The organism is Limosilactobacillus avistercoris (assembly GCF_014836425.1).
GTDB lineage: Bacteria > Bacillota > Bacilli > Lactobacillales > Lactobacillaceae > Limosilactobacillus > Limosilactobacillus agrestimuris.
This window is the reverse complement of sequence record NZ_JACSQW010000006.1, coordinates 47197-60207: the sequence shown is the minus strand read 5'-3', so window position 1 is coordinate 60207 and position 13011 is coordinate 47197. Positions and strand designations below refer to the sequence as shown.

The 13011-nt window shown below is 41.9% G+C and carries 13 protein-coding genes and 1 other annotated feature; of the genes, 5 read left to right on the top strand and 8 right to left on the bottom strand.

Going from position 1 to position 13011, the window contains the following annotated elements; genetic code table 11:
• The first annotated feature begins 9 nt into the window (after positions 1-9).
• Together H9564_RS03490 and trxA are read left to right on the top strand one after the other, a co-directional pair.
• Entirely contained in the window at positions 10-771 is a 762-nt protein-coding gene (locus H9564_RS03490; protein WP_098044522.1) for a DUF475 domain-containing protein, read from the top strand.
• Between the two features lie 2 nt (positions 772-773).
• Positions 774-1088, top strand: a complete 315-nt coding sequence (trxA, locus tag H9564_RS03485) for a thioredoxin (RefSeq protein ID WP_098044523.1) — start codon at positions 774-776, stop codon at positions 1086-1088.
• A 91-nt stretch (positions 1089-1179) separates the two neighbouring features.
• Here the strand turns inward: trxA and H9564_RS03480 are convergent, their stop codons facing one another.
• The 6 genes from H9564_RS03480 to trpX form a co-directional block, all read right to left on the bottom strand.
• Positions 1180-2514, bottom strand: coding sequence for an MATE family efflux transporter (locus H9564_RS03480; protein ID WP_098044524.1), 1335 nt, complete (start codon positions 2512-2514; stop codon positions 1180-1182).
• A gap of 128 nt (positions 2515-2642) precedes the next feature.
• Complete coding sequence (locus H9564_RS03475; protein WP_003716514.1) at positions 2643-2972, bottom strand: ArsR/SmtB family transcription factor; 330 nt, start codon at positions 2970-2972, stop codon at positions 2643-2645.
• A 32-nt stretch (positions 2973-3004) separates the two neighbouring features.
• On the bottom strand, positions 3005-3580 hold the full coding sequence (locus tag H9564_RS03470) for a cadmium resistance transporter (RefSeq protein ID WP_003716515.1): 576 nt from the start codon (positions 3578-3580) through the stop codon (positions 3005-3007).
• 75 nt (positions 3581-3655) lie between these two features.
• Positions 3656-4420, bottom strand: coding sequence for an ABC transporter ATP-binding protein (locus tag H9564_RS03465; RefSeq protein ID WP_003716516.1), 765 nt, complete (start codon positions 4418-4420; stop codon positions 3656-3658).
• A complete protein-coding gene (locus H9564_RS03460; RefSeq protein WP_003716517.1) occupies positions 4413-5312 on the bottom strand; it encodes an ABC transporter permease in 900 nt (299 codons plus the stop codon). Before H9564_RS03460 ends, H9564_RS03465 begins: the two co-directional genes overlap by 8 nt.
• Positions 5309-6298: a tryptophan ABC transporter substrate-binding protein gene (trpX, locus tag H9564_RS03455; protein ID WP_191336861.1), complete on the bottom strand. Its 990-nt coding sequence runs from the start codon at positions 6296-6298 to the stop codon at positions 5309-5311. Before trpX ends, H9564_RS03460 begins: the two co-directional genes overlap by 4 nt.
• A gap of 383 nt (positions 6299-6681) precedes the next feature.
• Between trpX and H9564_RS03450 the strand changes: the two genes are divergently transcribed.
• The 3 genes from H9564_RS03450 to H9564_RS03440 all read left to right on the top strand — a co-directional run bounded on the left by H9564_RS03450 (position 6682) and on the right by H9564_RS03440 (position 9709).
• Entirely contained in the window at positions 6682-8223 is a 1542-nt protein-coding gene (locus H9564_RS03450; protein WP_040530702.1) for an ABC-F family ATP-binding cassette domain-containing protein, read from the top strand.
• A 41-nt stretch (positions 8224-8264) separates the two neighbouring features.
• Entirely contained in the window at positions 8265-9047 is a 783-nt protein-coding gene (locus H9564_RS03445; RefSeq protein WP_040530705.1) for a putative ABC transporter permease, read from the top strand.
• A gap of 68 nt (positions 9048-9115) precedes the next feature.
• Entirely contained in the window at positions 9116-9709 is a 594-nt protein-coding gene (locus H9564_RS03440; RefSeq protein ID WP_003716521.1) for a glycoside hydrolase family 73 protein, read from the top strand.
• A 227-nt stretch (positions 9710-9936) separates the two neighbouring features.
• Here H9564_RS03440 and brnQ read toward each other — a convergent pair whose 3' ends face one another.
• Entirely contained in the window at positions 9937-11316 is a 1380-nt protein-coding gene (gene brnQ, locus H9564_RS03435; protein ID WP_191684143.1) for a branched-chain amino acid transport system II carrier protein, read from the bottom strand.
• Between the two features lie 85 nt (positions 11317-11401).
• Positions 11402-11645 (bottom strand) — a binding site (T-box leader).
• A 67-nt stretch (positions 11646-11712) separates the two neighbouring features.
• Positions 11713-12954 (bottom strand): DUF2325 domain-containing protein, encoded by a 1242-nt coding sequence (locus H9564_RS03430; RefSeq protein ID WP_191684142.1) that lies wholly within the window; start codon positions 12952-12954, stop codon positions 11713-11715.
• Between the last annotated feature and the right edge of the window lie 57 nt (positions 12955-13011).

Below are 13011 nucleotides of genomic sequence, written 5' to 3'. Positions count from 1 at the left end.
GGACATTGATTGTCACTTTTAGAAAAGCTTTATGGTCCATTCTTTGATGGTCATAATTGGGCAATGGTAATTACTTCAGGACAGGATTGGTTGATTATCCTTTCCTTAGTATTAATTGAGTGTTTGCTTTCGGTCGATAATGCGATTGTGTTGGCTGCCCAAACACGAGTCTTGCCAACGCTAAAGGAACAGGAAGAATCACTTTTCTACGGGATTTGGGGTTCGTATATTTTCCGGTTCCTGGTTATTGGGTTAGGAACCTACTTGATCCACTTTTGGGAAATTAAGGTTCTTGGTTCTGTTTACCTGATGTACTTAGTGTACCGATTCTTCAGTGCCAAGTTTTCTCATAAGCAAAAGAAAGAGAAAAAACCGTTAATTCATCGTTTAGGCGGAAACTTAACGGGAAGAAAGCTATTTTGGTCGGTAGTTGCCCAGATTGAAATGATGGACATTATCTTCTCAATTGACTCCGTATTGGCATCTTTGGCAATTTCAAATAATCCAGTAATCGTCTTAATCGGGGGGATTATTGGGATTGCATGTATGCGTGGTGTCGCTGAAATTATTATGAAGTTAATGCGGAAGATTCCAGAACTGGAACCAATGGCGTATGTCTTAATTTTCATTATTGCAATTAAGCTCTTCTTAACTATTCCGGCAATTGACATTGAAATACCATCCGGTTACTTTGGGGCATTTGTCCTCATTGTCTTTGTCGTTACGATGATCATTCACTATCTTCGTCAACCAAAACGAAAGGAAGAATAGCAATGGCAACAGTTGTGACTGACCAGACTTTTGCTGAGTTGACTAGCTCTGCTCCAGTGGTGGTGGTTGACTTCTGGGCTCCCTGGTGTGGCCCCTGCAAGATGATGGCTCCGGCATTGGAAAACCTCGAAAAAAAGTATGCCGGTAAAATTAAGTTTTTGAAGTTGAATGTTGATGATAATAAAGAAATGGCTGCTAAATACAAAGTAATGAGCATCCCAACCCTGATCCTTTTTCGCGATGGCGTTGCTAAAGAAAAGGTAACGGGCTTCTACCCTGAAGCAAAGTTGGATCATTACTTTTCAAGAAAAATCTAAAAAACTTGGGAACGGAAAATTTTTTCCGTCCCCAAGTTTTTTAGTCTTCTTTTTATGGAGAACCAATCGGAAACTTAAAAAGCTTTATTATTCAGCTTTCCTTTCTATCAAAGTGTGGTTCATAGACTTTGTAGAAGATTAGTCCCAAAATCAAAGTTAGCACGTCTGAACATGCTTGAGCAGCTAAGATTCCCGTATAACCAAAGAAATGAGCCAAAATAACGATAGCTAGGCCAAAGATTAACCCTTGACGACTGAATGATAACCAAAAAGCCGGGACAGCCTTTCCCATTGACTGGAAAGCGGTGGTAAATACCAGGATTATCCCAGCTAAAGTAGTTGTTATAGATAACCAGCGAAGCATCAAGGCTCCTTCTTTAACGATTACCGGATCGTTCATAAAGATACGAATTACTTCAGGAGCAAAAATAAGAAGAAGGATTGTTAAGACAATGTTAATTGAAGAAATAACAAATAAATCAAAATGGATAATTTCGTAAAAGCGTTTTTCGTTTCGGGCACCGTAGGCATAACCAATTAATGGTTGGGCACCAAAGGCAAAACCGACCATGATCATAATAATGATTGAATTAGCTTTCATCGCAATCCCCATTGCAGCAACACTATTGGCTCCATATGAAATTAAGTAGCGGTTAGTCATTGCAGTGGCAAAGGAGACCATGATGTTGGTAATTGATGCGGGAATCCCGATGGCGTAGATCTGAAGTTGGTAATGCCGGCTAATTTTCGTTTCATGAATTGAGGTCGTCAGTTTCTTGCTCTTCGTTCTGAGGTAATAGATCATGATAATATCTGCAATTACGCTTGAAGTGACCGTTGCCAGGGCAGAGCCGGCAGCTCCTAATCCACAGGTGAAAATAAAGATCGGGTTTAAGAAGATGTTAATGATTGTTCCAGCCATTGAGGCAATCATTGACTGAATCGCTAGGCCTTCCGTTCGAAGAATATTGGTTGGCGATAAACCAAAGATGATAAATGCCGCTCCCCAAGCAATTACCAGGTAATATTCACGGGCGTACTTCCAGGTACTAGGTGAGGCCCCGAGTAGGTGAAGGATTGGATTTTGAAAGACTAATAGAATGATTGTAACAACAATTCCACAGGCTATTGAGTAATAGAAAGCGTAGCCGGAAACGTTTCTTGCAAGTTGATCCTTACGCTCACCGAAAAGCCGTGAAATTAATGAACTGCCACCAAGACCGAAAATATCACCAATCGCAATCATCAAGGTAAAAATTGGCGCTCCCTGAGATACTCCAGCAACTAGGTCAGGGTTACCAGTCTTAGAAACAAAGAAAGTATCAACCAGATTATAAATAAGCGTTACAGCCATACTTAACACTACCGGTAGTGCAAGAGTAAAATAGGCCTTTTTGATCGAAGTACGCTCAAATAGGTTATTCACAAATAATCCTCCCGTTAAAAATTGTTTAAATTATTAAAGAGACCAAGAATACTCTTAGCCTCTTATTATCTTAAAGGATATTGATATTGTAATGCAAGGAAGCTAGTCCGTCGCGGTTCGCACTCTCTCTAATACAAATTCTTCGGGTGGGGTTCGCCTTTGATTTCGTGTTTAACGTGAGCAATCATGTCATCCGTTAATTCCATAATGTGGGGATCGTCAAGGATGTAGAAAACCCGGGTGCCAGAGCGACGAGAACAGACCAGTTGGTAACGCCGGAGGATTCCGAGTTGTTTGGAAACCACTGGTTGGGCAAGACCAAGATCATTAACAATTGTTTTTACATCAACCTCATCAGTTTGATGACGGAGATAGTAGAGAATTTTGATTCTTGTGCTATTGCTTAATACTTTGTAAATCTTTGCCGCTTCGTTAATTAAAACATCTGGTTGTTCCACAGGTGAAGGCCTCCATCGCTTTTTGGTGAATATTATACCAGACCGCCCCACTGTGCCAAGTGACGGATCAGTCCGCTATCGAAGAAAACATATATTCCGACTCCAATGTAGATAATTTTCATTAGCAGTTCGCTATATTTATCCATGAACCGGGCGACTGGTGATAGTTTACCAATTTCCTTAATCAAAATTACAACGAGAATGGTGAGGGTAAGAATGAAACTTAAGGCCAAGCCAAAATGATTGAGTGAAATTCCCGTGAGGATTGGTAAGAAGATCGAGAGATTACAACCAGAGCAAACTGCAAGGTATGTTATGAGAACGATCAGAATTGGTGATCGAGTGGCTGATTGTTGGTTGGGATCTTCATCGTTATCGTGGAGTGCCATGTAAATTGGCAAAATCCCAAGGAAGCCAAGGAGCCATTCAGGAAAGAAGAGTGCAAGCACCTTTCCAGCAGCAAAACTAGAAGTAACTAGGAGAGCGACCCCAATCATGTAACCGATGATAACGTCTCGCAATGGATATTTATTGACCAGACAAAGCAAGATAAAGAAGAAGTCTAGATTAACGGCAATAAAGGTAACAAAAAGAAGCCAATAATTCATGATTTAAACCTCCAATATTCCAAAAACGATATATTTCATTTTTTAATATATATCATTTTTGGAATATTTACAAGGTTAATCTTCAAAATAGGTGTAGAGTTTGTCAGTGGTGAGCTGTTGTTTTGCTTCGCCCTTAAAGTCGGCTTTAATTTGGCCATTTTTTAGGACAATTAACCGATTACCGTATGTTAAGGCATCTTCTAGGTGATGAGTAATCATCAGAGCTGTCAGGTGATCCTGATTGATCCGCTCATCAGTGGCATGAAGAAGGTTCAGACTCGTGTGCGGATCAAGGGCGGCAGTATGTTCATCCAATAGTAGAATATCAGGGCGCTTGAGAGTAGCCATTAAAAAGCTAAGCGCCTGCCGTTGACCGCCAGAAAGGGCTCCGGTTGCGGTGGTCATTCGGTTTTCTAACCCGTTATTCATCGTGGCAGCTAATTTGGTGAACCGTTCCATATTTTGCTTTAGTTTTCGCAAAATCAGGTGACGTTTTTCACCACGCTTTGTTGCGAGCAGCATATTTTCAGCAACGGTCATCCGGGGAGCTGTTCCAAGCTTTGGATCCTGAAAGACGCGGGCAAGAAAGGACGTTCGTTGTTCTTCAGTTGAACGGGTGATGTCCTTACCATTATGAAGAATCTGTCCGCTGTCAGCATGGAGGTTCCCGCCAATAACATTGAAGAGGGTTGACTTACCGGCCCCGTTAGTGCCGACAATGGTAATAAAGTCACCTTCGTTAATTTTTAAATTAATTCCTTTGAGAATCGTGGTTTCGTTTGCAGTTCCCTTATTAACAACTGTCTTGACATTTTTTAATTCTAAAATGGGCTTACTCATGTGGTTGCACTCCTTTCAGGATTGGCTTTTTTAAATTAACAACCTTTTCCAATTGTGGTAGCATCATGCAGATTGCAAGGACAATTGAAGAAATTAAGTTGAGGTCGTTAGCGGAGAAGCCGAGTTGTAATACTGCCAATAAAATTAGGCGATAGATGATTGAACCAAGGGTCACTGCAACGAGCCGCTGGTTAAGAGTGAGGTCACCAAAGGCCACTTCACCAATAATAATTGAAGCTAAGGCAATAACGATGGTCCCAATCCCCATATTAACGTCAGCATAGCCATTGCTTTGGGCAACGAGGGCACCACAGAGAGCAACCATCCCGTTAGAAACCATTAAGCCAACATTAATCATTTTGTCAGTGTGAATTCCTAATGACTTTGCCATTGTGGGGTTATCCCCGGTTGCAATGAATGCTTGCCCATAATCGGTGGCGAGAAAGATCATCATTAGGATCGTTACGATGATAATTACAATTAAGCCGACAGTTACACTATCAAAGAATTGGGGAAGTTGACGAAGAAAATTACCATTAAAAAGTGTTGGCTTTCCCAATAATGAGATGTTAGATTTCCCCATGATCCGTAAATCCACGGAGTAAATTGCGGTCATGGTCAGGATTCCAGCTAGGAGGCTTGGGATCTTTCCCTTAGTATAAAGAAGACCGGTAATTAGGCCAGCAATCATTCCAGCACCGATCGCCAATAACGTTGCTAAAAACGGGTTAATTCCGTTTGCAATGGCGGTAACTGCGGTGGCGGCACCAAGAGGGAAAGTTCCTTCAACTGTCATATCACAAAAATCAAGGATCCGGAATGTAAGGTAAAGACCAAGACCGAGTAATGCCCACAATAATCCTTGACCGATAGATGAGACGATTAGATTCATTTGTATACTTCCCCCTTTGTTTGTGCTTCGTGTTCGAACTGGGCAGGAATTTGTAAGTGGAGTTTTTGAGCCTGCTTAAGGTTAAGGACTGGTTCACCGCGACGAACGTATTCAATTGGCAAGTTACCAACTTTCTCTCCCTTAAGGACTTTTACGGTCATTTTGGCGCCCATTACACCAAGCTTGTATTGGTTAACACTGTATGTTGCAACGCCACCCTGCTTAACCATGGTGTCAGTAGCAGGGAAGACGGGTTTATTAGCAGCATCCGCATTCTTTACCAATGTCTGCATTGCACCAGCAACCGTATTATCAGTTGGGACAATTACTGCATCTACTTGGCTTACCATTTGTTGAGAAACCTGGTTCAAGTCATTACTGTTTGAAATCGAGTAAGCCTTAAGCTTGATATTCATCTTCTTACATTCACGGGCAATTTGGTGGTAACCAGTAACACCAGAACTATCGTTAGAAGTATAAATTACCCCGAGAGTTTTGAGGTTAGGAACAAATTGCTTAATTAAGGTTAGTTGTTGGTGAATTGGTGCTAAATCAGAGACACCGCTAATGTTGCCACCAGGATGCTGGTTGTTTTTCACTAAGCCAGCTCCCTGAGGATTAGAAACACCACCGAGGATGATTGGTGTTTTAGTAGTAGAATTAGCGAGCGCTTGAGCAGCGGGTGTAGTAATCCCAAAGAGAACCGTTGGATTGTTATTCGTCAATGTATTGGCCATTGTTTTAAGATTACTCTGGTCACCATTGGCGTTCTCATATTCAATTTTAATGTTTTTCCCGTTGTGGTAGCCTTCCTTAGCCAGCTCATCGACGTACCCCTTGTAGATTTGATCTAAGGCAGGGTGGTGCATTAAGGTTAATACCCCGACTTTTGGTACCCGTTGCTTAACAACACCGCCGTTTTCGGTGAAAAATGCAATACCGAGAAAGCCAAGCAGCAGGATAATGACTGCGGACATTCTTTTCATAAAGATAAAACTCCTTCCCTAAAGAAAAAACGGGGAACCACATGCAAGGGGCTCTCCGCTTTTGAAAAAAGAAAAGCCTGCATGTAGGATCCATGCAGACTGAATAAATGATCACTTCTCAGCCGGCACAGATGCAATCTGTCATCTCAGGTTGCATCCATGACGAACTCAACCCGAATTACCGGCTTTGCCAAGTATTTAACTTGTTGGTGCGAGACATAATCATTTAACATTCTCCGTTCATTTAAGATTGGTTATAGTTTAGCGAAGGATGATCTGGATGTCAAGGCAAAAATGAGATTCCTTTAATAATCGGTTTGGAGAGAAATTTGATTTGTGTTACCATATTAAGCAGTTTAAACGGAAAAATGAGGAGAGAAGACATGGCAGTATTAGATGTCAAGGGATTGACAATGAGTTATGCGGATAAGCAGCTCTACAATGACGCTAGCTTTCAGCTTGAAAAGCATGAGCATATGGGAATTGTCGGTCAAAACGGTGCTGGTAAAAGTACCTTAATTAAGATCTTGATTGGGAAAGTTCTCCCGGTATCGGGAACGGTAACTTGGGCTAAGAACGTTAAAATTGGTTACCTGGACCAGTACGTTGATATTCCTAAGGGGATGACTTTAATTAAGTTCCTCCATACCGCTTTTGCCGATCTTTATGAAATTAATGACCGGATGAATAAGCTGTACGAAGAATATGCTCAAAAGATGGATGACGAGTTGCTAACTAAGGCTGGCCGACTCCAAGAACAATTGGATGCTCATAATTTCTATGATATTGAGACCGAAGTTGAGCGAGTGATGAATGGGTTAGGATTAACCGAAATCGGGAAAGATCACGTTGTCTCTGAGATGAGTGGTGGTCAGCGTTCCAAAATTATCCTGGCAAAGATGTTACTCGAAAAGCCGGATGTAATCCTGCTTGATGAACCGACTAACTACCTTGATACGGCCCACATTGAGTGGTTGATTGACTACTTGAACGACTTCGATGGGGCAGCAATGATCATCTCTCACGATTACGACTTTTTGGAACAGGTAACGAATACGATCTGTGATGTTGCTTTCGGGAAAATTACTAAATACCGGGGGAGCTTTGAACAGGCAATGCGCCAAAAGGAAGAGCGGAAAGAAACCCAGGAACGGGAATACGAAAAGCAGCAGGTTGTTATTGAAAAGGCTGAACGGTTTATTCGAAAAAATAAGGCGGGATCAAAGTCAACAATGGCTAAGTCACGGGAAAAGATGTTAGCCCGGATGAAGCGGATTGATCCACCGGCAGATAACTTAAAGGCAACTTTTAAGTTTCCGTACGAAAATACCGGATCCGCCAATGCACTTCGGGTCGAAAAACTTTCCGTTGGGTATGGTCATCCATTGTTAGCGCCCGTAACATTTTCAATGACGATGGGAGAAAAGCTTCTGTTCACGGGATTTAATGGTGTTGGGAAATCAACGTTGATTAAGTCAATCCTAAAGAAGATACCTGCACTTGGTGGAACAGCAACTTTTTCACCATCTGCCAAGGTTAACTACTTTGATCAGGATCTTGAATGGGACGATCCATCACTGACCCCATTACAGATGATTCAAAATATGTTCCCAACGATGCAACCGAAAACAATTCGGCAAAAGCTAGCTCGGGCAGGAATTAATGCGGCAAATACAATGAAGCCGTTACACTTACTTTCCGGTGGGGAACAAACGAAGGTTAAGCTGGCTATTTTAGAGTTAACCCCGTCCAACTTTTTGATAATGGACGAACCGACAAACCACCTTGATGATGAAACCAAGGAAGGGTTGAAAACGGCATTGCAAAATTTCCCGGGAAATTTAATTTTAGTTAGTCACGAGCAAAGTTTCTATGAAGGCTGGCTTGATAAGATCCTGAATGTTGAAAAGCTTAGCTTAAAGTAGAAAATATGAGACAATAATTGATGAAGGGAGGATGCCGGACTATGCATTACTCAATTTCAGAAATTATTGTCTTATTTTTTACCTATTCAGTAATTGGCTGGTTATGGGAAACCTTCTATTGTTCGATTAAGGATCATCACTACGCCTACCGTGGCTTCCTTTTCGGCTCATATTGTCCAGTCTATGGGTTTGCTGTTACCACGATTTTAATTACAGCGGAACCCGTTAAAAATAATTTGATTCTCTTATTTATTGTTGGCTTTATCGTTGCTAGTATCTTTGAATATTTTACGAGTCTCTTTTTGGAGAAAGCTTTTCATATGAAACTTTGGGATTATTCTAAACTGAAAGGAAACATCCAAGGACGAGTTGCTCCAGAAATATCACTGTTTTGGGGAATCGGTGTTGTTTTCTTAGTTAAGTTCATCCAACCGTTTATCCAGCGAATAATTAATTGGGAAGAAGCACGGACACACGGTTGGCTGGCTGTCATAATCGTTCTTGTAATGGGCACTGATACGGTTTTAACAATGTTCAGTGTCCACCAGCTTCATACATCTACTAAGCAATGGGATAACCGGATTAATCAACGGCTTGAACATTTGCATCAACTGATTCAAGAAGCCAAACCTGCTGAAGAACATCGCTTAAAGCAGCGGCTGGCTAATTGGCGAGCAGAGATTATTGATAGTGAAGATGCACGACGGTTTAACCAGCACCTTTCTTGGAACCAACGGCGGCTGATTAAGAGCTTCCCAAAGATGAAGGTTACCGATACAAAGCACTTTAATGATGTCAAGAAGGACTTATTAAAGAAGTCTTAAGACCTCTCGCTTTATAATAAATGATTGTTTATAATAAGCGCGAATACTTTAGTTAAAGAGGAATATATATGAAAAAAGAAACCAAAATTATTTCTGCAATTACAATCGTTTTTCTTGTTGTCGTCTTTACGATTTGTGGGTTAACAATTAAAAATAGTCCGTTATCAGGTTACCCACGACAAATTCATGACCAAAACATGACCGTCAAGCAATTTGTTTCCCAGGTTGCACCCGCAGCCCAGCGTGAACAAAAGAAGTATGGAATTCCAGCAAGCATCACGATTGCTCAAGCCGGATTAGAGTCCCAGTGGGGGAATAGTCGGCTCGGCAATAAGTACAACAACTTGTTTGGGATGAAGGCAAGCAAGGGCGAAGATAAGGTTAGAATGTACACGATTGAAAACATTAATGGTAAGCAACGGTACATTCCTCAGTATTTTGCCGTTTACCAAACCTGGGATGATTCAATTAAGGCTCACACTAATATTATTGTTAATGGAACTAAGGATAATCACCACCGCTTCGATGGCGTCCGCACCAATACCAATTACCGAAAAGCCGCTCAAGAACTCCAAAAGAACGGTTACGCCACCGATCCTAACTATGCCAACAAACTCATCTACGCCATCCAAAAGTTTGGACTGGAGAGGTATGACAAATAGAGTGTGAGCCGTGACGAACTAGCAACTGAGCACTAGAAAATCCCGGACGATGATTGGTTACAATCAAGGACGGGATAGCTAGGCGGAAGTTGCGGTCGCGGCGGGCAGCTCTTAGCTATGTAGCCTAGAACAAACACATTCATCATGTAAAAAACTCAGTCCAGAATGATAACATCCTGAACTGAGCTTTTTAGATTTGGAGTTTTTAATTAATGACGATTACTAGATTAATCAACCTCAGTCTGCTTAACGTTAACTTGGTTGTGCCGGAAGAAGTGGAATGCGAGACCAACAACTAAACCAACAAGGGCTGGAACTACCCACGAGAGTCCCATGGAAGCGAGTGGCAACATCTTCCGCACACCAGCTACCCAGAGGCCAAATGAGCTTTGACTTACAACAGCTGGGAAAGCAACGACCATATCACCAAGTGCTGGAACCACAGTTAAGAGGACAACGAAGAAGTAGACAACACCATCACGATGGAAAAGTGGTGAAGCAACAGAAAGGACGATTAGGACCATTGCTAATGGGTAAAGGAACATTAACATTGGTGTTGACCAAGCGATGATTTGGTCCAAACCGAAGTTAGCAGTTAAGAATGAAGCGAGACAGCTAAGTGCTAACCAGGTATGGTAGCTAACCTTTGGGAAGTGCTTGTGGAAGTCTTGAGCAAAAGCAGCAACTAAACCAACAGCAGTAGTTAAACAAGTAACAGTTAATAGGAATGCTAAAACAACTTGACCAAATGCACCTGCATAAGCGTTAACTAATTGGTTGAAAGCCACACCGCCATCAGGTGAAACCTTAAAGCGACCAAGTGACATTGCACCAAGGACGATTAGGAGAAGGTAGATGAAACCGATGGCACTAACTGCGAGAACACCAGACTTTGTAACAACCTTTGAAACGGCACCTGGACGACGAACGCCCATCCCCTTAATTGCGGTAACAACAGTAACCCCAAAGGCAAGACCTGCTAGAGCATCCATTGTGTTGTACCCTTCAAGGAAACCATTAGTAACAGCACTGTGAACGTAGGCACTGGTTACTGGTGCACTAGCTGGGCTACCCAACGGATTAGCAAATGCAACAACGAAGACTAAGAATAAAAGTGCCAGGAAGACAGGATTCAAAACCTTACCAACGTTTGAAAGAATGCTGTTTTCCTTGTAAGAAAAGGCAAATGCTAAGACAAAGAATACTGCTGAGAAAAGCAATAGTGACCAGCCTTGAGCAGCTTTTGGAACGAATGGCGCAACCCCAACAGTAAACGAAACGGTTGCTGTCCGGGGAGTCCCGAATAAAGGACCGATGGTAGCGTGAATCAAAACCATGAAGACTAGGGCAAATGCTGCACCAAGTGGCCGACCAACATCGTAAACTCCTTCAGCACGAGTAACAGCGATGGCAAGAACGGAAAGTAACGGGAGTAAGACCCCGGTAACTAAGAAACCAAGAGCAGCTGGGCCCCAATTCGCACCAGCTAACTGGCCAAGGTGAAGCGGGAAAATCAAGTTCCCGGCACCAAAGAATAGCCCAAACAGTAACGAAGCAACAACTAAGTATTGCTTAAATGTTAACTTTTTTGTTGTTAAATCCTGCATAGTTAAATTCCCTCCTAGGATATAAAAAGCATTAAATAATTGCTTTGATCCCAACAAAAAAGTCCCTTAACCAAAATTACTTTGGTTAAGGGACGCTCGAGCGTGGTACCACCCTATCTTCGTATCATCATTACTGATAATACCTTACACGTACGGCCCGGGACTGGGCGATACGCTGGCACGTTAATGGGTGCTACCATTAAGTCTTACTATGAATTAAGACTTAAGCTCGAAAGTGATTTTCGATTAACGTTGAACCTGTCTCCTTCCACCTAACGAGACTCGCTAATGGCTATCGCTAATTTACTCTTCTTTCTCATTGCGATCGAATAATTAAATTGTTGTTTATTATTCTAAATAGTTTTTAATAAAAGTCAACAACTTTTTAGAATTTTTTTATTTTTCCTGGTAATTAGCCATATCTTCGCTTGTTTGTGCATAGGCAGGGTCGCCATTCAAAGCACGCGCAATTGCTCGCTCAACAGCGGTATTTGTTGTTGTATTAGCGATTGCCAATGGCTTTTCATAACGTTTTGCATGGTGGTTAGCGAGTTGACTGATCCGGTGATGAATCTTATCAATGCAGACCACAACAAAGTCGGCGTCACGAATTTCCCGTTTCATTTTACTACTAGAAACCTTATCTTCCATGGAGGCATCGAGAGCGTGGTAAAGACCGTGGTGCTTGTCGACAACCGCCTTTAATTCTTGTGAACGTTCCCGATCACCAGTAATTACGAGAACAATTCGTTGCTTCAAATCGTAATCTAATTTTTTCTCATAATCATGGCGAGGGTGGGCAACCTTTTTAACTTGCTTTGGCTTTGCAGGTTGCTTAGTCGTATCAAAGTCTTGTTTTTCGTGGATCCAACGAATTGAACCATTCTTAGCATCTTCAAGACCGTTACCGTGATCGAAGTAGGCGTAGTCAATCACCATGCCAGCTTTAAGGTTTCGACCAGGGAATTTGAACGGATCAACGACAATGGTGTTTGCGGAGGCTTCATCGAGGATGGAGTTTCCTTTTAGTGTCGAATTAATCTGAAGAACGTCGGATCCAGGAACACTGGTTAATTCAGCATATTCGATTACCTTAATTTTCTCTGGTTCATAGTCGTCAAGGTGATCAGCAGTTACCCGACGGATTGATGGGAGGCCGCGGACTGTTTGTTGTGGGTCGAGTTGGACAATATCACCGTCTTCCAGGGGAAAGTGAAGGGAGTGGATTAATGCTTCGTTGTAGTAACGGTGGTTAATCTCAGCACCACTTAATTTCCGGTGGACCAAGTAGAGATCGTCAGCGGCAAGGCGTTCTTCTTGTGAAACTGTTTCAACAGTAACAGGTTCAGGAGTAACTGGGTGGCTTAATGAACTAGTTGTAACTTCATGTGCTGGTCCCGTAAGGAGTGAAGAGTGACTTGCTTGACGGATTCGTGGAGTTGGTCGCTTGGCCTTACTTTCAGAATGGGGGATGCGTTTTGGCTGTTTTGTCACTGGACTTGGCGTTTCATCTTCATAGTGGTTTAAAATATTAATAACAGTGGTTAAACTTTGTAACGTTTGTTTGAGACTTTCTTGATCGTTACTGGTATTTTCCAATAGATCAATTAGCTCATGACGATAATCATATAATTGCATAGTACTTTATCCTTTCTAAATGCTTACTAATAATAATCATACCAAGAAGTTTGTGAA

Excerpts from the sequence above, each read along its gene's own strand:
- trxA (WP_098044523.1), top strand. The coding sequence starts at position 774 with ATGGCAACAGTTGTGACTGACCAGACTTTTGCTGAGTTGACTAGCTCT.
- H9564_RS03470 (WP_003716515.1), bottom strand. The coding sequence starts at position 3,580 with ATGAATTATTGGCTTCTTTTTGTTACCTTTATTGCCGTTAATCTAGAC.
- H9564_RS03465 (WP_003716516.1), bottom strand. The coding sequence starts at position 4,420 with ATGAGTAAGCCCATTTTAGAATTAAAAAATGTCAAGACAGTTGTTAAT.
- H9564_RS03460 (WP_003716517.1), bottom strand. The coding sequence starts at position 5,312 with ATGAATCTAATCGTCTCATCTATCGGTCAAGGATTATTGTGGGCATTA.
- trpX (WP_191336861.1), bottom strand. The coding sequence starts at position 6,298 with ATGAAAAGAATGTCCGCAGTCATTATCCTGCTGCTTGGCTTTCTCGGT.
- H9564_RS03450 (WP_040530702.1), top strand. The coding sequence starts at position 6,682 with ATGGCAGTATTAGATGTCAAGGGATTGACAATGAGTTATGCGGATAAG.
- H9564_RS03445 (WP_040530705.1), top strand. The coding sequence starts at position 8,265 with ATGCATTACTCAATTTCAGAAATTATTGTCTTATTTTTTACCTATTCA.
- H9564_RS03440 (WP_003716521.1), top strand. The coding sequence starts at position 9,116 with ATGAAAAAAGAAACCAAAATTATTTCTGCAATTACAATCGTTTTTCTT.
- brnQ (WP_191684143.1), bottom strand. The coding sequence starts at position 11,316 with ATGCAGGATTTAACAACAAAAAAGTTAACATTTAAGCAATACTTAGTT.
- H9564_RS03430 (WP_191684142.1), bottom strand. The coding sequence starts at position 12,954 with ATGCAATTATATGATTATCGTCATGAGCTAATTGATCTATTGGAAAAT.